Below are 18,734 nucleotides of genomic sequence, written 5' to 3'. Positions count from 1 at the left end.
CGGAAGCTTCGCCTTGCGGGTACCTTGAGGGCCCAATCGGGGACAAGTCGGGGAAAAGTTTCTCCCCCTTGGACCAGGTGGAAATGGTAGTCGGGCAGGACTCGCCCGAATCGAACACATGCGGAACATCGGCAACTTGCCGAAGCTCCGGACCAAACGCAGCGGCGGGGACACGATGGATTTCAGGACTGGTAACGAGGCGGCGATGGGGCTTGACGAAGCGATTGTGGAAACGGCGGAAAATGCCGCCGGCGCCGCGCCCTCGGACCAGTCGGCCGGACAAACGGTGATGAGCATGGACAAGCACGACAAGGGCAGCGAGGCGCTGGTGGCCGACATGGCGGCGGGCGCGATGGTGGAGGCTGTGAAGGCCGCGGCTAAGCCCGCCGAGGACAGCAAGAAGATCGCCGATCGCCGTTTCTCGATCGTGACCGACGCGAGCCGCGATGCGCTGCTGAACGATTTCGGCAAGGAAACGCTCGACGACCGTTACCTGCTGCCGGGTGAGACCTACCAGGATCTGTTCGCCCGCGTGGCCGATGCCTATGCCGACGATCAGGATCACGCGCAGCGGCTCTACGACTATATCTCGAAGCTGTGGTTCATGCCGGCGACCCCGGTGCTGTCGAACGGCGGCACCAACCGCGGATTGCCGATTTCCTGCTATCTTAACTCGGTGTCCGACAGCCTTGAAGGCATCGTGAACACCTGGAACGAGAACGTCTGGCTCGCCTCGCGCGGCGGCGGCATCGGCACCTATTGGGGCAATGTGCGCGGAATCGGTGAGCCGGTCGGCCTCAACGGCAAGACCAGCGGAATCATCCCGTTCGTGCGCGTGATGGACAGCCTGACGCTGGCGATCAGCCAGGGCTCGCTGCGGCGCGGTTCGGCGGCGTGCTACCTCGACATTTCGCACCCCGAGATCGAGGAGTTCCTGGAGATCCGCAAGCCTTCGGGCGACTTCAACCGCAAGGCGCTCAACCTGCACCACGGGGTGCTCGTCAGCGACGCGTTCATGGAAGCGGTGCGCGCGGGCGAGAAGTGGGACCTCACCAGCCCCAAGACGGGCGAAGTGCGCGCCACCGTCGATGCGCGCTCGCTGTTCCAGAAGCTGGTCGAAACCCGCCTCGCCACTGGTGAGCCCTACATCGTGTTCTCCGACACGGTGAACCGCGCCATGCCGCGCCACCACCGCGAGTTGGGTCTCAAGGTCTCGACCTCGAACCTGTGTTCGGAAATCACACTGCCGACCGGCGTCGACCACCTCGGCAACGATCGCACCGCGGTATGCTGCCTGTCATCGCTGAACCTGGAAACATGGGAACAGTGGGAAGGCGACAAGGCCTTCATCGAGGACGTCATGCGCTTCCTCGACAACGTGCTGCAGGACTATATCGACCGTGCGCCTGACGAGATGGCCCGCGCGAAGTACTCGGCCGCGCGCGAGCGCAGCGTAGGCATGGGCGTGATGGGCTTCCACTCGTTCCTCCAGGCCAAGGGCATCGGCTTCGAAAGCCCGATGGCCAAGGTGTGGAACCTGAAAATGTTCAAGCACATTGCCGCCAAGGCGGAAGAGGCGAGCATGGTGCTGGCCGAAGAGCGTGGTCCCTGCCCCGACGCTGCCGACGCCGGGGCGATGGAGCGCTTCAGCTGCAAGATGGCGATCGCGCCGACCGCGTCGATTTCGATCATCTGCGGCGGCACCAGCGCCTGCATCGAGCCGATCCCGGCCAACATCTACACGCACAAGACGCTGTCGGGCAGCTTCATCGTGAAGAACCCGTACCTGGAAAAGCTGCTCGAGAAGAAGTCGAAGAATTCGACCAACGTGTGGAACTCGATCCTCGAGCGGGGCGGCTCGGTCCAGCACCTCGACTTCCTGACACCGGAGGAAAAGGCGGTCTACAAGACCAGCTTCGAGATCGACCAGCGCTGGCTGCTCGAATTCGCGGCCGACCGCACGCCGTTCATCGACCAGGCGCAGAGCCTCAACCTCTTCATCCCGGCCGACGTCGACAAGTGGGACCTGGCGATGCTCCACTTCCAGGCGTGGGAGAAGGGCATCAAGAGCCTCTATTACCTGCGCTCGAAATCGGTCCAGCGGGCCGGGTTCGCCGGCGGGGTGGAGGCGGACAACACGCCCGAGGCCGCCAAGTACGAGCTACCGACGACCGACTACGACGAGTGCCTCGCCTGCCAGTGAGGCACGTAGGCAGGCTCAGTTACCAGCCGATACGATCAAACACTTGCCGCGCGCGGCTGGCCATGCCAATCCCGCGATTGCGAACTATTCGCAACAAGAGGATCTTCCGTGCGCAAGTGGCATCGTTGGCTGTCTGTATTCTTTGCCGTGTTCATGCTGTGGATCGCGGTCACCGGGCTTCTTGGGCACCTCGCCGCTTGGTCGGGTGAGGCCGCTTCGGCGGGCGCTGCCGAGGTCGCCCCGCCAGCCGGCTTCGTCTGTCCGGAGGGCTGGCGGTGCATGCCGCCAAAGCCGGAACAGACCGGCCTCGCTTCGCTGACCGGCTTCTTCCACCACATTCATTCGGGCAGCGAATTCGGCAAGGCGGGCGAAGCGATCTCGTTCCTGTCCGGGCTCGCCCTGTTGTTCTTCTCGCTCTCCGGCGTGTGGATGTACGTGCGCATGTGGCGCGAACGGGCGCGGCGCGGCGCCAGGGACCGCTGGTTCTGGAAATAGGACCGGCTCTCCGGATCGAACCGGAGAGCCGCCCCGGTTACTTCCCTTCGGGCACGTAGTCCTCGGCGCTGTCTTCAGCCTTCTCGCTCCAGCGGTCGCTTTCCTGGGCTTCGGCCTGTTCGACCTGGGCCTCGCTCTCGGTCGCCGCTGCACCGCTGAAGCGATCGGGGTGCCTGGGCGAATCGCCTTCGGTCGCGCGGTCGAAGGGCTGGCCGGGGCTCTTTCCGCCCTGCTCGGCCTGCGCACGCGCCTCGCCTTCGCGCGGGCCGGTGCGCGGCGGCTCTCCGGGTGCGCAGTTCTGGCTCTGGGTCACGTCGCGCGAATCGTCGGGTTCGTATTCGGACATGGTGGGTTCCTTTCCTTGTCCGTCGAACGCGCCGCGCCCAAGGCGGGTTCCGCCGCCCGCCCGAGCCGAGGTTATCCCCGCAACAATATCGAGATTTGCCTTCGAATCGGCGACCGAAACGCCTACGTTGGAACCCTCCCAGAACAACCTTCCAGAAAGCCCGGAGCCACAACATGTCGTTGCTCGAAGCCCGCAAGACCTACAAGCCCTTCGAATACCCGTGGGCCTACGATTTCTGGAAACGCCAGCAGCAGGTTCACTGGCTGCCCGAAGAAGTGCCGCTGGGCGAGGACTGCCGCGACTGGGCGCAGAAGCTGTCGGATCATGAACGCAACCTGCTCACGCAGATATTCCGGTTCTTCACACAGGCCGATATCGACGTGCAGGATTGCTACCACGAGAAATACGGCCGGGTGTTCAAGCCGACCGAGATCAAGATGATGCTCGCCGCTTTCTCCAACATGGAGACGGTCCACATCGCCGCCTATTCGCACCTGCTCGACACGATCGGCATGCCTGAAAGCGAATACGGCATGTTCCTCGAATACGAGGAGATGAAGGCCAAGCACGATTACCTGCAGCAGTTCGGCGTCGATTCGGACGAGGATATCGCCCGCACGCTGGCGATGTTCGGCGGCTTCACCGAAGGGCTGCAGCTGTTCGCCAGCTTCGCGATGCTGATGAACTTCCCGCGCTTCAACAAGATGAAGGGCATGGGGCAGATCATCAGCTGGTCGGTGCGCGACGAGAGCCTGCACTGCGAAGGCATCACCCGCCTGTTCCACGCCTTCGTGGCCGAGCGCCAGTGCCTCACCAAGGCGGTGAAGGAAGACATCATCGACGCCTGCCAGAAGACGGTGCGGCTGGAAGACGCCTTCATCGACCTCGCGTTCGAGCAGGGGCCGGTCCCGGGCATGAGCGCCAAGGAGATCAAGCGCTACATCCGCTACATCGCCGACTGGCGCCTGGGGCAGCTCGGCTTCCAGCCGATCTACATGGTCGAGGACCACCCCCTCCCCTGGCTCGCCCCGCTGCTCAACGGCGTCGAGCACGCCAACTTCTTCGAAACCCGCGCGACCGAGTACTCCAAGGCCGCCACCCGCGGAAACTGGAACGACGTGTGGTCGAGCTTCGATAGCCGCCAGAAGGCCAAGGCCGGCGACGGCGCGAACGACGTCGCCGACGCGAGCGAGCCGGGGTTGTTCGGGGATGATGCCGGGGCTGTGGCGGCGGAGTAATGAGCCAAACCGAGACTGTCTTTATCGTAGGAGCGGGAGCTTCCTTCGACTTTGGATTTCCGGTCGGCAAAAAGCTGCAAATCGAAATTGGCGACCTGATACGCCCAAGTCGTTCGCACACGGACGGATTACATCCGCTCATTATGTTTAATTTGGAGGGCCTCAGATCAAGGGGCATCCAGTATGGAGACCCCCTGTTCCGCCACTGCGAGTGGATGGCTGAGACAATTCCCCTCTCGCCCTCGATCGACACGTTCCTCGATCGAAATTCAGAACACGGCGATGCGACTTCATTTCTCGGTAAACTAGCCATCTCTCATATAATCGCGAGCAGGGAAGCTACGAGTTCCCTTTCGCAGAATGCCAAGAAAACCGTAGATTGGAAAAGCCTCTCTGATACTTGGATCGGTCGGATCTGGGCGCTCGGAAATGTAGGCGGAGCTACGAAAAAAGTCGACAATCCACTTCCTAAAACTTCTTTTGTTACTTTCAACTATGATCGATGTATTGAGCAATTCCTTACATTGGCGATCTCTCAATCCTATCGCATAAATTACCGGGACGCAGCCTTGATTGCTTCCAATGTTCCTTGCGAACATGTGTATGGCTCAATTGGAAGCTTGACCTCGGCCGACGCATTTTGCGGCTACGGCAGCGCGCCCTTTCCAGCCAGCGCTGGTGTTCTTGCTGACCGCATAAAGACATTTACCGAGCAAGTGGACAGCGCTACTTCTCACCGGATCTATAGCCTGCTGCAGGCAGCGACGAGAATTGTCTTTGTCGGCTTTTCCTTCGGAGCGATTAATCTGAGGTTCCTCGAACAAGCTCAAGAACCTGAAGGAGCAATAAAGCAGATATTTGGGACATCTTATCAGATGTCTCGTGAAGATAGTGGTCGCGCCGAGAACTGGGCAGATTACACCTTTAGGCGAGGACACTCGGGCTCCGTTTTCCAAGATCTCAAGGCAGCAGAATTTTTCGATCGAAACTACATGATCTTTCAATAGCATTTACAGTTTTGAAATGGTGATTGGTGCAGTGGATTGACCGTGAAAGCGGGTTTTATCCTTTCCTTTGCAGGCCTCGCTGGGGCAGCGGGCGGAACACTCTGGGCGATCCTACCGATGCTTCCCGCAGCGATGGAAGAGAACGTGGAGAAGCGCGCCGCCGTAGAGGCCAGCGTGCACTATGCCGGGTGCGATGAGGTTCGGTTGCTGGGCAAAGCTCCGCTCTACTCCGGACAGCCGGGCTACAGGATCGACATGGACGGGGATGGCGATGGCATCGCCTGTGAGCCGTATCGGTAGTGACGCGCCAAGCAAACTGCGGGAAACCGTCTTCACCGACCGCGGATTGCGGCTCCCGCCGCTCATCCGAGCGAGGCCGGAGCGCTGGCCGTGGATCGTGCTATTGGCCTCACCAGTTGTGGGCCTTGCAGTTGCGGGCGTCTGCCACTTCGCACTTCCTGCCTAGCACCATCCACCCCTAAACCCGCCGTCATACCCCCGCGCGCCGCCGTGGGCTTGCATCCAGTCGGCCAGCCGTTCCTCGCTGCCGTCCGCCTTCACCCGCTTTACGATGGCAAGGGTGCGGCCGTAGCGGTCGGTCGGCTCGTCGAGCCGGGTGGTGATCTGGAACGCGCCCTTGCTGAGCCAGCCTTGGAGCGCGCTGGTCGAGGCTTCGGCCTGGGCTGCCTCGGCGGGGCAGCGGGCCTTGACCTCGGCGGTGTCGATGCCAGTGACGCGGTACTTCGTCTCGCCGATCTTGAAGGTATCGCCGTCGATCACGCACATCGCCCCGCGCCCTGGCCCGCAGCGGGTGAAGCCGCCCTCCACGCGGGTGGGATCGCCCTGCAGCCAGCCGGGCGGCTCATAGAACGCCGGGGTCTGGTAGATCACCGACAGCGTGACAATCGCGATGAGGAAGATCCACGGGCGCGTCTCGAACCACGCCTGCCGCCATGTCAGGCGCGGGCGGCGAAAGCGCGCAGGCTTCACGCCATAAGCCGCGGGCCGGGTCCAGCGGCTGCGCTTTCGGAATTTGACGACGTTGTAGCCTGTCTTCGGCCAGGGGTTGCGCAGGCGGCGGGGCATTCCGTCATTCTATGGCCACTCGGACCACTGCCCGCAAAGGCAATCCTCGACCGGCCTCCCTCCGAGGGAAACGCGATCGCGGCGCAGGCCCGGCCAAACCGTTTCCCGCGCGCCCGCTTGCGTGGCATACCCTCCCCCGGGTCGCGCGGACAGGAGGGGCTGGGATGACCGCAGGGCTTGGCCGGCGCGCGCGCAGCGTCGAGGAATTCGGCGCCAACGTCGCCGCGATCATGGCGGAACCGCTGCACCACTTCCGCCCGCTCGAAAACGAGCCGGGTGATGTCTTCATCGCCTGCTGGGCCAAGAGCGGCACGACGATGATGCAGCAGATGTTCCACCAGATCCGCATGATCGCCGCCACCGGATCCAGCGACATGGATTTCGACGACATCAGCCGGGTGGTTCCGTGGGAAGACAGCGCCCCGCTGATCGATCACGACATCAACGGCCCCCAGCGCGCCACCCCGCGAGGGTTCAAGTCGCACCGGGAGTACGAGCGGCTGCCGGCGGGAATGCGCTATGTGGTGACGCTGCGCGATCCGAAGGAGACTTACTGCTCGTTCCACCGCTTCTTCGATGGCTGGCACCTGGAACGTGGCGCGGTCGGGCTCGAGGAATTCTTTCCCCTATGGCTCGGCGGCGGGCCCAACGGGTGCGATTATTTCACTCACCTGTTGAGCTGGTATGCGCGGGCAGGCGAAAGCGACACCCTGCTCACGACCTATCGCTGGGCGGCGCGCAACCGGCCCGCGATGATCCGGCGGCTGGCAGGGTTCATCGGGATCGAGACGACCGACGCGCTGGTGGCCGAGGTCGATCGGATGACCAGCCGCGATTTCATGTACGCGCACAAAAACCGCTTCGACGACGCGATGGTCAGCGCCGCGCTGGAGCGGCGCGTGGGCATTCCGGCCGACAGCGATTCCACCAAGGTCCAGGCGACCGCCAGTGATGCCAAGGAGCTTCCGCCTTCGATCGCGGCGCGGATCGATGAAATGTGGGCCGAGCGGGTCCTGCCGGTTACCGGCCACCGCGATTGGGCCGCGATGGCCCGGGGGGTGGAAGAGCGGTTCGGCGCCTGAGGGGCCCGAGCGGGCGGGAAATCAGCCCTTGAGGCGCTGCGCTGCCTGGTCGAGGACCTCGCGGCTGTTGCCGTGGCGGTCGATCAGTTCCTGCGCCTGCTCCATGCTGATGCCGTGCTTCTCGGCGAAATAGCGGACTTCGTACCCCTCGCCGCCTGCTACCCGCGCGCGGTCCTGAGCGCCGCGATTATTGGTGTCGTCGGACATGGTAAACTCTCCTTCATTCGCTCCAACAGCCCGAGTCGCGATTGGTTTCCGGCGGCTTTTCCGGCGGCAGGCCAGACGGGACGGATGATCATGCACCTCAACCCGATGGAGCCATCGGCCAGCAGGCATCCGCGCCGCGCGGCACGCTCCCGCATCCCTCGTGGATCGGGAAAGCGCAGGTCGAACGCGCGAAAGCCGTCCCCCTCTACTCTTGACTATCGCTGCCGCGGGCTCTGGTGTGCTGCGATGAACGAAGCGCCCACATCCTCCGCACACGACCTGCTGCAGACGCTCGGTTTCCGCCGGATTGCGTCCATCGGCGGCGGGCGCGCGGCGATCGAGTTCGATGCCGGGATGCACATGTGCCACTCGGGCGGAGTGGTGCAGGGCGGTTTTGTGAGCGGGTGGATAGATTCCGCTATGGCCCATGCGGTCATCGACTTGCACGCGCAGCGCGGAAATAGGGACGTCACCCCAGTTTCTCTCGAGCTCAAGATCAGTTTCTTCGCGCCCGCGCGCCCGGGACCGGTGACGGCAGAGGCGTGGGTCGAGCTCGATGGCCGCTCGACCTGTTTTGCCGAAGGCCGGCTGCTCGATGCCCAGGGCATGGTGCTGGCCAAGGGCAGCTCCACCATACGCCTGCTGTCCCGTTCGCGGATCGAGGCTGCTTCGCAGGTCGCATTGGCAGGGTCGTAGGCCGCCTTCCGATCAACCCCGGCGGTTCCGGCAAACGGGAAAGCGGCCATGCGTTCATCCGGCACGGCACAAAGGACATGTTACTTTCCCCCGGTGGCCGACCTAACCAGGGATCCTCACGAACAATTGCTGAGGACCGACATGTTCAGACTGACTACCGCCGTTGCCCTCACGCTCGGCCTCACACCTCTCGGGGTTTCCGCCGCGGCGCTGGCTGGCGAAACTGCGGCGGACAGTGCTCCGATGGTCGGCGGCGCCGCCATGTACCCCTCGCGCAACATCGTCGAAAACGCGGTGAATTCGAAGGACCACACGACGCTGGTCGCCGCAGTCAAGGCGGCCGGCCTGGTCGACACGCTGGCAAGTCCGGGACCCTTCACGGTGTTCGCCCCCACCAACGCCGCCTTTGCCAAGCTTCCGGCGGGGACCGTCGAGACGCTCCTCAAGCCGGAGAACGTCGAAACCTTGCGCTCCGTGCTGACCTACCACGTGGTTCCCGGCCGGGTCACGGCAGCTGACCTGGTCGAGAAGATCCGCGCGGGCGGAGGCCAGGCACGCCTGACGACCGTGCAGGGCGGGACGCTCACCGCCACCCTGATGGGCGACACGGTGATGCTGACCGACGGCAAGGGCGGCACCGCCCACGTGACCCAGGCAGACGTGATGCAGTCCAATGGCGTCATCCACGTAACAGACGCGGTTTCCCTTCCCGGCTGAGCGTGGACATGAGCGGGGAGAGGCTGCTTCCCCCCTCCGGCGGCCTCTCCCTTAGCTCAATAACCGGCCTCGATGGCCAGGCGGATTGCATCCGCGCTGGTCCTGACGCCGAGAGCCGCGAAGACCGCAGCCCGGTGCATCTTAACCGTGCGCTCGCTGAGGCCCAGTTCGAATGCGATCTGCTTGTTGAGCTTGCCCCCTGCCATGTGGAGCAGCACTTCGCGCTGGCGGCGACTGAGGGCCGCGATACGCGCATGTGCGGCCTGGCGGCGGCTGTCGTTGGCCCTCGCCACGTCCTCCGCAATCTCGACCTGTGAGCCAAGGAAGTATTCCAGCTCTCCCTGCGCATCGAAGATCGGGGCAACCATGACGGCGTTGCGAAACGGCGTCCCGTCCTTCTTGTAGTTCAGGATCTCGACCATCACGGGTTGCCTGCGGCGAATGCCGTTGCGCAGCATCTCGGTAAGCCATGGCTCCGTACCTGCACCGGACAGGAAACGGCAGTTGTGGCCGATGATCTCGCCTGAGGTGTAGCCGGTCAGGCTGACGAAAGCTTCGTTGCACTCGATGATGGGGTTGTCGGGCAAGCGGGGGTTGCTGACCACCGCAGCTATTGGGCTCGACCCGATCATCGCTGAAACCGACATAATCACCCGCAAACTAGGCGATTGCCGGCTCTTCGAAAAGTGCCCCTTCGGACATGTTTGATGGGCTGCTCCCGCGTGTCAGACCGAAGAGGTCGCCGGGCTTTAGCTTGCGCCGCGGTTCAACTCGCAGGGGAAAGGCAAGCTGCTCCCTCGCCTTTGTTGTTATTGGAAACTTTCGATGAATTCGATGTCCGGCCACTTCCAGTTCGACGAGGCTGGAAAGGTTCTCGTGCCCGAGGAGGTGGAAGAATCCATCCGCACCCTGATCCGGTGGGCGGGGGACGATCCTTCCCGCGAAGGCCTGCAGGACACGCCGGCGCGCGTCGCACGCGCGTGGCGGGAATACTGCCGCGGGTACGAGGATGATCCCGCAGTCCACCTGTCCCGCACTTTCGAGGAAGTGGGAGGATATGACGAGATCGTGCTGCTGCGCGACATTCCCTTCCAATCCCACTGCGAACACCACCTTGCGCCGATCACCGGTAGCGCATCGGTGGCCTACCTTCCCGGGGAGCGAGTCGTCGGCATTTCCAAGCTTGCGCGGGTCCTGCACGGCTATGCGGAGCGGTTGCAGGTGCAGGAACGCCTTACCGCCCAAGTGGCCCAGGCAATCTGGGACAACCTGCAGCCGCGAGGAGTCGCCGTCGTGATCACGGCACGCCATGGCTGCATGACGGGGCGAGGGGTTCGGACTCCCGGAGTGAGCATGGTCACGAGCCGGATGCTCGGCTGCTTCCTGACCGACCGCGACAGCCGCCAGGAAGTGCTGTCTCTCATTCGCGGGGCCTGAGAGGGCGACCGATGCACATTGCGATCATCGGGGCAGGTATCGCCGGGCTGGCCTGCGCGGATGGCTTGACGGCGGCAGGGCACTCCGTTGCCCTGTTCGACAAGGCACGCGGAGCGGGCGGGCGCATGTCCACCAGGCGTCTGCAAACCCCGGCAGGGGAAGTCGCCGTCGATCACGGGGCGCAATATTTCACCGTTCGCGACACAGAATTCAGCCGGCAGGTTGCCGTATGGGCGAATCTCGGACTGGCAGAGCCATGGCCGATCGCGGGGCCAGATGCCTGGGTTGGTGTCCCGCGAATGAACTCAGTGGTCGGCGAAATGGCTCGCCGGCACGACGTCACATGGAATTGCGTGGTGCAGGGACTGGTTCGCGACCAGGGTCGGTTCCACCTTGCTTGCCAAACCGGTCAACGCGGCCCCTTCGACGCCGCCGTGTTGGCGATTCCGGCCGAGCAGGCGGCTGTCATCCTGTCGTTGCACGACCTGGAGATGACCCGCCTCGCTCTCGGCGCACGGTCACAGCCGTGCTGGGCCGCGATGTTCGCGTTCGAACCGCCACTTGCCGATCTCCCCGGTGCCCTGCGCAGCAGCGGCGCCATCGCATGGGCTGCAGGCAACAAGTCCCGGCCCGGGCGCACCGGCCCCGAGGCGTGGGTCGTCCAGGCGAGCCCTGGCTGGTCGCGGGAGCGCCTGGACTGGCGGGCCGAGCACGTAGCGCAGGTATTGCTCGAGGAATTCTCCCTCATCACCGGGAGCGACAATCTCCATCCGATCGCTGGCCAGGCCCACCTCTGGCGCTACGCCCTGTCAGCCGGCACCGGAGACGGGGCCTTGTGGAATCCGGCGCTCAGACTGGGTGTTTGCGGAGACTGGCTGCTGGGTCCCCGCGTCGAATGCGCCTGGATGTCAGGACGGCTGCTCGCCGGGAAAATGAGCGCCCGCCCGGAGGAGGCGCGGCAATCGGTGAGCCTGACGAGCGTGACTTGCGACCAGTGATGACGCGCATCACCCATTGAGGAAAAGAGCGCATGCCTGACGAGCCGGCAGCGCGCCCCTTCTCAATCTCCCTCAAGTGCACTCCGCCTGCCGGGAGAGCTGTGACACTCGTACCCAACAGGCGTTGCGCGGTATTCGATCAGTGCGAGGCCAGCCAGGCGAGCAATTCTTGCTGAACTCGCGGCGTACGCTCGATCCGGTACTGCAGGGAGGTCAGGGCCTGGTCGACCGGCCTCCGCTCGTTGGCCGGCAGGCTTGCCCGGAGCGCCTGCAACTTGGCGATCATGGCGGGGTCCTCGGAACGCCCGGCCAGCCCCGCGATAAAGCGCGTACGCGCAGAAGCATCGACCAGGGGATCCACCTTGGCGCGGTTGGCGATCACGAAGTCGTACGCAAGTTCGGGATGGAGCCGGGACACGGCCGAGATGATCGGGGAGCTGTTGGTGGCGCCGGGGCGGTCGGTCAGAGCCAGTTTGAGCGCCGCGCGCGCCAACGCTTCGTCCTTGGTCGCGCCTGCGAGCGTCCAGTAAGTGCTGCGCTCGACCGAACTGCCCGAGCTTTCGGCAAGCCGGACGAACTGCTCCCAATCCGCCCGCGAGGCATTACGGGCGGCAATCCCGAGCCACGTCGTCTTGAGCGGGCCGTCGAGGGCTTTGGGATCCGACCTGAGCCCGGCAAAGCGGCGGCGCGCTTCGGCCACGACCGCCGGATCGCCCATCTCCGCGAACGCGCCCAGCAGGGCAATTCGCAGGTTGGCTTCCGCAACCGGCTCGTTTGCGCGCGGCTCATACCCCAGCGCCTGAAGCCGGCTTCCGAAGCGATCCTTGGCGATCGCCAGCAGACGCGAGCGCGCTCCGCTTGCGTCGGTGGCGGTTTCCAGCATCTGGTAAATGCCCGCCAACCGGCCGATCGCGTCGGTCGCGACGAGCGGATTGGCATCGCGCGGTACCGCGGCGAGAAGATCCAGCGCCGGAGCCATCGATTGATAACCGGCGTTGGACAGCGCCATGTTGTCGGCCAGCAACCCGAGCTGGTCGATCGGCTGGAGCTTCGGCAACGCCTTCGTCAGTTCGGCCAGCATCGGCGCGGTGTAGAGCGTTCGGAAGTAACCAAGCTGTCCGCCGTTGACGATCAGCGGACCGCATCCTGCAACGGTATAGGTGCCCTGGCCCTGCAAGATCTGGCGTTGCCCTGCCCCCGATCCGTGGGAAAGCAGAAGCGGCACCCGCCATTGTTGCGGATTTGCAGCCGCCTCTTTCATCCGGTCGCGACTGAATTCGCTCTGTGACAGAGTCACCTGCGTGCCTCCTCCCGTACAGCTGGCGCTATCGACCCGCACCAGCGGTATGCCCGGCTTGAGGGTGAAATCATGTGCGATCGAGGTCAGCCCCGGGGCACCTGCCGCCTCGATCGCGTTCCACAAGTCGTCGCTCTGCGTGTTGGAATACGCATGATCGCGCATGTAGCGGCGAAGTCCTTCGCGCCAGACATCTTCCCCGGCATAAGCCTCGAGCATCGAAATGACCGCCTCGCCCTTTTGATAGGTGATGGCATCGAAGGCCTGGTTGGTTTCCGCGACGCTGCGGATCTTCTGCACCACGGGGTGCGTTGTTGCGAAGGAATCGAGGCCCATCGCCGCTTCGCGGCCGCCCACGCGGGTCAGCAGCGGGTACCAATCGGGATGGAAGTGGGCAGTCGTCTTGGTCTGCATCCAGCTGGCGAAGCCTTCATTCAGCCAGAGGTCGTCCCACCAGGCCATCGTCACCAGGTCGCCGAACCACTGGTGCGCGGTTTCATGCGCCTGGACCTCGGAAATAGCCTGGCGGGTGCCCGGCGAGGTGATCGCCGGATCGTCGAGCAGGATTCGCTCGAAAGTGAAGATCGCCCCCCAGTTCTCCATTGCGCCGAAAAACTGCGAGCTACCCGGCCCTGCGATGTTGTCGAGCTTGGGCAAGGGAAAACGCACTCCGAAGTAATCGCCGAAGTACGGGGGCAACTTGGCCAGCTCATCGAGCGCGAAACGGCCCTGCTCGCCGCTTCCGGCAGGCTGCACGATGCCGACTTCGGTTCCATCGCTAGCCATCTTTGTCAGCCGCTCGAAATCGCCGAGCCCGAAGAACAGCAGATACGACGACATCTTGGGGGTCGTGCGGAAGACGACGCGCTTGCGGCCATCGCCGAGCGGGGTCTCAGAGGCGAAAGGCATGTTGCTGACCGCCATCTGGTCCTGCGGAACGATCGCGGTGAGGTCGAAGGTGGCCTTGTAGCTTGGCTCGTCGAAGGTGGGTGCAAACCGGCGGGCATCGGGCGCCTCGAACTGCGTGAACAGCGCGCGGACCGATTTGCCGGTCCGTTTGTCCGGATAGTCGAGAGCGAACAGCCCGTTGGCCTGGGTGCCGATGGGACCGGTGTAGTTGGTTTCAAGACGATACCGCCCCGGAGCGAGCGCAGCCGGAGCGGCGAAAGTGGCGGTTTGAGCTTCGGGGTCGGTCGTCACGTTCATCGCGATCGGGTCGCCGCCAGTCGCCGGAACCAGCCGCGCGTCAGTGATCCGCAGCCCGTTCGCACTCAGGGTCACCTTGTCGCTGGGCTCGAACAGTTCGAAGTCCACCGCGCTCGACGCTGCGAAACGCAAGTTCGCCGCATCGGGAGTGACCGTGATCGCATAGTGCGAAGGCCGGGCTATACGCGGCAGGTCGCTGGGGATGTTTGCGGGCAGCGGCGACAAGGTCGCACTCTGCGGCGCGACGGGCGCCTCTGAAGACATGCTGGCGCAACCTGCCAGAAGCAGGGCGGCGACGGTCGGTGCAAAGGCAAGGCGCATGGATGTTGGCTCTCTCTCGTAAGACTGGTCCAGGCGCCATAATTCGCATTTTTCCCGAAGCCGAATCAAAAACATGGACAAATGCTTGACCCGCGCCGCTCCGCTCCGCACTCATCGCCCGCACATCGAAAGAGGATTTGACCTTTGCTCCATTTGAAGCATCTGCTGATGGCCTTTGGCCTGGTTTCCGTTGTTGCAAATGCGCAGGACACGGTGCCGGGCGGCGATCGCCTGACGCCGGAGCGCGTGTTCGCCGATCCGGACCTTTCGGGACCAAGCGCGCGCGGGGTGAGACTCTCCCCCGATGGCACGGTGGTCACCTACCTGAAGGCCAAACCGGATAACCAGCGGATGACCGATCTCTGGGCCGCTGACGTCAAGGGTGGCGCCCCCCGCCTGCTGGTCGATGGACGAGCCCTGATCCCGGTGGGCCGCGAACTTTCCGAGGCGGAGAAAAGCCGCCGCGAGCGCCAGGGTATCCAGTCGAACGGGGTGGTCGACTACTCCTGGGACGATCAGGGCCGCTTCATCGTGGTGCCCGTGCAAGGCGACATCTGGCTGTTCGAGCGGGCCGCCTCCAAGGTCCGCCAGCTGACTGACACGGCGGAAGACGAGATCGACGCCAAGGTCAGTCCCAAGGGTCGATATGTCTCCTTCGTTCGCGGCGACAACCTGTTCATCGTTCCCTCCGCGGGAGGCGATCCGCGCGCCATTACGACCGGCGGCACGCCCGACAAGAGCTGGGCAACCGCTGAATTCATCGCGCAGGAGGAGCTCGACCGCGACACCGGATACTGGTGGGCGCCCGGAGAGGACAGGATCGCGCTCGCTTACGTCGACCAGACCGGCGTCGACATCGTGCCCCGGCCCGATATCGGAGCCGAAGGCGCAACCATCGTGCAGCAGCGCTATCCGCGGGTCGGCAGGCCGAACGCGAAAGTGGATCTGTACATCGCGTCGGTGGCAGACGGAGCCCGGATCAAGGTAGACCTTGGGCCGGATCCGGACATCTATCTCGCGAGGGTCGATTGGTCCGCCGATGGGCGTACCCTCTATGTCCAGCGCCTGAGCCGCGATCAGAAGACGCTGGACCTGCTCGGTGTCGACCCGTCAACCGGGTCGTCCAGGGTGCTGCTGTCGCAGACCAGCCCGCACTGGGTCGAACTCACGCATGATTTCAAGCCGCTCAAGGGCGGTGACTTCCTGTGGAGTTCGGAAGCATCGGGCAACCGCCACCTGTATCGTTACGCCGCGGACGGTCGCCAGCTGCTGCAGCTAACATCCGGCAACTGGCCGGTGGGCGATCTGCTTGGCGTGGACGAAGCGAAGCAGCGTGCATTCTTCCTCGCCAGCAAGGACAGCCCGATTGAGCAGCAGCTCTACTCGGTATCGTACACCAAATCGGAAAGCCCTATCCAGCTGACGCAGGGCGACGGGTGGTGGTCCGCCCAGCTTTCCAAGACCGGCGGCGCATTTGCCGGCACGTTCTCCAATCCGACCACTCCGCCACAGACCGCGCTATACCGCGCTGACGGAAGCCGCATCCGCTGGATCGAAGAAAATCGTCTCGACGCGTCGCATCCTTACTGGCCCTATCGCGAGCGCCTGCGCACGCCGGAATTCGGCACCATCGACGCCGATGATGGCCAGAAGCTCTGGTGGTCGATGCGGACGCCGCCGGGCTTCGATCCGGCAAAGAAATATCCGGTCGTCGTCCAGGTCTACGGTGGCCCGGCGGGCGCGCTGGTCAACAACGGGTGGATGAGCCCTCGCGATCAGCTCTGGCTCGAGGCCGGCTATATTCTCTTTACGCTTGATAACCGCGGCACACCCAACCGTTCGGTCGCCTTCAAGACGGCCATCGACCGGCGCATGGGCGAGCTGGAGGTAGCCGATCAGTTGTCCGGGGTCGCCCACCTCAAGACGCTACCCTTCGTTGATGGCGACCGGATCGGCGTCACCGGATGGTCGAATGGCGGCTACATGACGCTCATGCTGCTGACGGTGCCGGACAGCCCCTACGCGGCCGGTATTGCCGGAGCTCCTCCCACCGACTGGACGCTGTACGATACGGCCTACACGGAACGATACCTTGGCACGCCGGCATCGGACGGCAAAGCTTATGAAAATTCGGAAGTTACCGCGCGGCTGGACAACATGGAGCCTGGCTCACTGCTTCTCATCCACGGGATGGCGGACGACAACGTCACGTTCGACAACTCCACCCGACTGATGGCGGCCCTGCAGGCCCGCTCGATTCCGTTCGAGATGCAGCTCTATCCAGGGCTTCGTCACCGGGCCGGATGGTCACAGGCGACACTCCTGCATCGCACGCTGGCCTCGCTCGATTTCTTCGCGCGCAAGCTGAAGCCCGTTCCGGCTCCGTAACCGTCGGTCGATCACCGGCGAAGGCCTTGCACCAATCGGGCATCACCTTCGCCGCACCTTTTTCAACCGTTCAGGTCAGCGCGAGCGCTGACACTTGATACGTCAGCAATTGCCAGGCCGGCCGTCGGCACAATCGCCGACAGATTCGACGTCATTGGCAGCGCCGCGAACGGTGTTGCAAGCCGACAGGAGCAACCCGCTTGTCAGCGCGAGGGCGATCAGAGCTTTTTTCATTTCACATTCTCCCAGCATTGCCCTTGGTGCAGCCTGTGCCCACGAGCTTGGTTTGAAAGAAGCTGCCTACGCCCTTTCGGGTTCCCGAAATCGTCTCGCCAAACTTGAGACTTGTGTGCGGCAGGATGGCGCTCCCACGGCGAGCTGTGAACGCTGTCGTGCGGAATAAACCCAGCCTGGCGGAGCGGTCTTTGGTTTCGCGAGCCGATTGGGGCCATGGGCGGTCATCTGTGCGCTCATCGAGCGAGGCAGAATGTCAGGATGACCTGAAGACGCTGGGCTACGCCATCGGCGTCGCCACGTTGAGCCGCGGTATCGCTACCGAGCGACGGCCCGCCAAGTCTGTCCGGACGACCACGAGGTCGCTTCGCTCAAGATGTTCAAGCATGCGCCGGGCACGACCGACCGACCTGGTGCCATAAAGCACCGCCAAGGTCTCGTCGTCAGGGCAAGGCTTGCCTCCAAGGGCCGCCTTCCCGATCGCCAGGAAGGGTGTGAGCAACTCTTCCGGAATTGCATTGGCCAATCCCAGAAGCTGCTCCTCATGCTCGTCCGGCGCATGGGGATCGAGACCTGCCACGGCCTGCGCGAAACTCCTGCGAAACTGGGCCGCATCGAGGCCGTGGTTCTTCAGGCCGCGCATCCGGCACCGGACCGTAAAATCCTGAAACAGGGTAGCTGAGGGAAGGAACGTGCATCCTTCCTCCCCGGACATTTCGCACAGTACGTCGCGCGCGACCGCGTCCGCCTCTTCTTGCGACAATTCCACCTCAGCAGGAATGTTTGCGGGGGCTGCCTGCCGTTCGATACGGTCCTGGAGCGAAGCGGCCGTCACACGCGCGGGCTGCGCCATGCTCCACAAGTCGGGCTGGGCCGGCGGCTCTTCCGGCGGCGCATGGAGAAGCGCAGCCATGTCCTGCCCGCTGGCTGCGGGTGGAGGGGGCAGGCCCGCCACGGTCGACTTGGCGCGGGTCTCTACGCTCCCGATCCGGACTGCCACGGGACGGCGGCTGATCGCTGGACCGAGGCCGAGAAAATGTCCCCGTTCGAGATCCCGAATCTGCTCCGCCTGGCGTCGCTCCATTCCGAGCAGATCGGCAGCGCGGACCATGTCGATATCGAGAAAAGTCCGGCCCATCAGGAAATTGGACGCTTCGGCGGCCACGTTCTTCGCCAGTTTCGCCAATCTCTGAGTCGCGATCACTCCGGCGAGACCGCGCTTGCGACCGCGGCACATGAGGTTCGTCATCGCGGCGAGAGAGGTTCGGCGAGCTTCGTCGCTGACTTCCCCTGCCGCGGAGGGCGCGAAGAGCTGCGCTTCGTCCACGATGACGAGAGCGGGATACCAATGCTTGTCCGGAGCTTCGAACAGGGCGTCGAGGAACAGCGCTGCGCAGCGCATCTGGTTTTCGATTTCCAGCCCGTCGAGCGCCAGCACGATGGAGGCGCGGTGTTCGCGCGCCCGCGCAGCGAGCCGGACGATTTCGGTATCGGGGTAGGCGGCTCCGTCGATCACCACGTGACCAAACGCCTCGGCCAGGCTTACGAAGTCCCCTTCGGGATCGATCACGATCTGCTGAACGATGCCAGCGCTCTTCTCCAGCAGCCGGCGGAGCAGGTGGGATTTGCCCGAACCGCTGTTCCCCTGCACCAGCAACCGCGTGGCGAGCAGTTCCTCTACGTCGAGGTAGACAGGCGCACCGGCGCTGTCGGAGCCAAGATCGATCTGATTCTGCACCCTGCCCCCGTAGCAACCTGACCGATGCACTCACGCTG

General features: G+C 63.9%; 17 protein-coding genes. 11 read left to right on the top strand and 6 right to left on the bottom strand.

Annotated elements, in window-relative coordinates; all coding sequences use genetic code 11:
• The first annotated feature begins 175 nt into the window (after positions 1–175).
• Both IEW58_RS00495 and IEW58_RS00490 read left to right on the top strand, forming a co-directional pair.
• The gene (locus tag IEW58_RS00495; RefSeq protein WP_188643337.1) at positions 176–2,203 is read left to right on the top strand and encodes a ribonucleoside-diphosphate reductase subunit alpha; all 2,028 of its coding nucleotides are present in this window, start codon (positions 176–178) and stop codon (positions 2,201–2,203) included.
• 108 nt (positions 2,204–2,311) lie between these two features.
• Positions 2,312–2,698, top strand: a complete 387-nt coding sequence (locus IEW58_RS00490) for a PepSY domain-containing protein (RefSeq protein ID WP_188643336.1) — start codon at positions 2,312–2,314, stop codon at positions 2,696–2,698.
• Between the two features lie 37 nt (positions 2,699–2,735).
• Here the strand turns inward: IEW58_RS00490 and IEW58_RS00485 are convergent, their stop codons facing one another.
• The gene (locus IEW58_RS00485) at positions 2,736–3,044 is read right to left on the bottom strand and encodes a hypothetical protein (RefSeq protein WP_188643335.1); all 309 of its coding nucleotides are present in this window, start codon (positions 3,042–3,044) and stop codon (positions 2,736–2,738) included.
• Between the two features lie 173 nt (positions 3,045–3,217).
• Here IEW58_RS00485 and IEW58_RS00480 point away from each other — a divergent pair, with 173 nt between their 5' ends.
• From IEW58_RS00480 to IEW58_RS00470, 3 genes are all read left to right on the top strand, one after another.
• Positions 3,218–4,282, top strand: a complete 1,065-nt coding sequence (locus IEW58_RS00480) for a ribonucleotide-diphosphate reductase subunit beta (RefSeq protein WP_188643334.1) — start codon at positions 3,218–3,220, stop codon at positions 4,280–4,282.
• Positions 4,282–5,289, top strand: coding sequence for a hypothetical protein (locus IEW58_RS00475; RefSeq protein WP_188643333.1), 1,008 nt, complete (start codon positions 4,282–4,284; stop codon positions 5,287–5,289). Before IEW58_RS00480 ends, IEW58_RS00475 begins: the two co-directional genes overlap by 1 nt.
• A 117-nt stretch (positions 5,290–5,406) precedes the next feature.
• The gene (locus IEW58_RS00470) at positions 5,407–5,589 is read left to right on the top strand and encodes an excalibur calcium-binding domain-containing protein (protein ID WP_188643332.1); all 183 of its coding nucleotides are present in this window, start codon (positions 5,407–5,409) and stop codon (positions 5,587–5,589) included.
• Between the two features lie 162 nt (positions 5,590–5,751).
• On the opposite strand, the gene IEW58_RS00465 is transcribed toward IEW58_RS00470, so the two are convergent.
• Entirely contained in the window at positions 5,752–6,375 is a 624-nt protein-coding gene (locus IEW58_RS00465; RefSeq protein ID WP_188643331.1) for a thermonuclease family protein, read from the bottom strand.
• A gap of 164 nt (positions 6,376–6,539) precedes the next feature.
• On the opposite strand from IEW58_RS00465, the gene IEW58_RS00460 reads away from it, so the two are divergent.
• Positions 6,540–7,457, top strand: coding sequence for a sulfotransferase domain-containing protein (locus IEW58_RS00460; protein ID WP_188643330.1), 918 nt, complete (start codon positions 6,540–6,542; stop codon positions 7,455–7,457).
• 21 nt (positions 7,458–7,478) lie between these two features.
• Here IEW58_RS00460 and IEW58_RS00455 read toward each other — a convergent pair whose 3' ends face one another.
• On the bottom strand, positions 7,479–7,664 hold the full coding sequence (locus IEW58_RS00455; RefSeq protein ID WP_188643329.1) for a DUF3606 domain-containing protein: 186 nt from the start codon (positions 7,662–7,664) through the stop codon (positions 7,479–7,481).
• Positions 7,665–7,910: 246 nt separating this feature from the next.
• On the opposite strand from IEW58_RS00455, the gene IEW58_RS00450 reads away from it, so the two are divergent.
• Together IEW58_RS00450 and IEW58_RS00445 are read left to right on the top strand one after the other, a co-directional pair.
• Positions 7,911–8,360 carry a PaaI family thioesterase gene (locus IEW58_RS00450; RefSeq protein ID WP_188643328.1) on the top strand — a complete coding sequence of 150 codons (450 nt, stop codon included), beginning with the start codon at positions 7,911–7,913 and terminating at the stop codon, positions 8,358–8,360.
• 141 nt (positions 8,361–8,501) lie between these two features.
• Complete coding sequence (locus IEW58_RS00445; protein ID WP_188643327.1) at positions 8,502–9,077, top strand: fasciclin domain-containing protein; 576 nt, start codon at positions 8,502–8,504, stop codon at positions 9,075–9,077.
• 56 nt (positions 9,078–9,133) lie between these two features.
• On the opposite strand, the gene IEW58_RS00440 is transcribed toward IEW58_RS00445, so the two are convergent.
• A complete protein-coding gene (locus tag IEW58_RS00440; RefSeq protein ID WP_188643326.1) occupies positions 9,134–9,724 on the bottom strand; it encodes a PAS domain-containing protein in 591 nt (196 codons plus the stop codon).
• A gap of 178 nt (positions 9,725–9,902) precedes the next feature.
• Here IEW58_RS00440 and folE point away from each other — a divergent pair, with 178 nt between their 5' ends.
• Together folE and IEW58_RS00430 are read left to right on the top strand one after the other, a co-directional pair.
• Positions 9,903–10,514, top strand: a complete 612-nt coding sequence (gene folE, locus IEW58_RS00435; RefSeq protein WP_188643325.1) for a GTP cyclohydrolase I FolE — start codon at positions 9,903–9,905, stop codon at positions 10,512–10,514.
• Between the two features lie 11 nt (positions 10,515–10,525).
• Complete coding sequence (locus IEW58_RS00430; RefSeq protein WP_188643324.1) at positions 10,526–11,512, top strand: NAD(P)/FAD-dependent oxidoreductase; 987 nt, start codon at positions 10,526–10,528, stop codon at positions 11,510–11,512.
• A 139-nt stretch (positions 11,513–11,651) separates the two neighbouring features.
• On the opposite strand, the gene IEW58_RS00425 is transcribed toward IEW58_RS00430, so the two are convergent.
• Positions 11,652–14,336: a M1 family metallopeptidase gene (locus tag IEW58_RS00425; protein ID WP_188643323.1), complete on the bottom strand. Its 2,685-nt coding sequence runs from the start codon at positions 14,334–14,336 to the stop codon at positions 11,652–11,654.
• A 144-nt stretch (positions 14,337–14,480) separates the two neighbouring features.
• On the opposite strand from IEW58_RS00425, the gene IEW58_RS00420 reads away from it, so the two are divergent.
• Positions 14,481–16,724: a S9 family peptidase gene (locus tag IEW58_RS00420; RefSeq protein WP_229658352.1), complete on the top strand. Its 2,244-nt coding sequence runs from the start codon at positions 14,481–14,483 to the stop codon at positions 16,722–16,724.
• 514 nt (positions 16,725–17,238) lie between these two features.
• Here the strand turns inward: IEW58_RS00420 and IEW58_RS00415 are convergent.
• Positions 17,239–18,696: a helicase HerA domain-containing protein gene (locus IEW58_RS00415; protein WP_188643322.1), complete on the bottom strand. Its 1,458-nt coding sequence runs from the start codon at positions 18,694–18,696 to the stop codon at positions 17,239–17,241.
• Positions 18,697–18,734 lie beyond the last annotated feature (38 nt).

This window comes from Tsuneonella deserti (assembly GCF_014644315.1).
GTDB lineage: Bacteria > Pseudomonadota > Alphaproteobacteria > Sphingomonadales > Sphingomonadaceae > Tsuneonella > Tsuneonella deserti.
The sequence above is the reverse complement of the archived record's forward strand: the minus strand, read 5'-3'. Positions and strand labels throughout refer to the sequence as shown.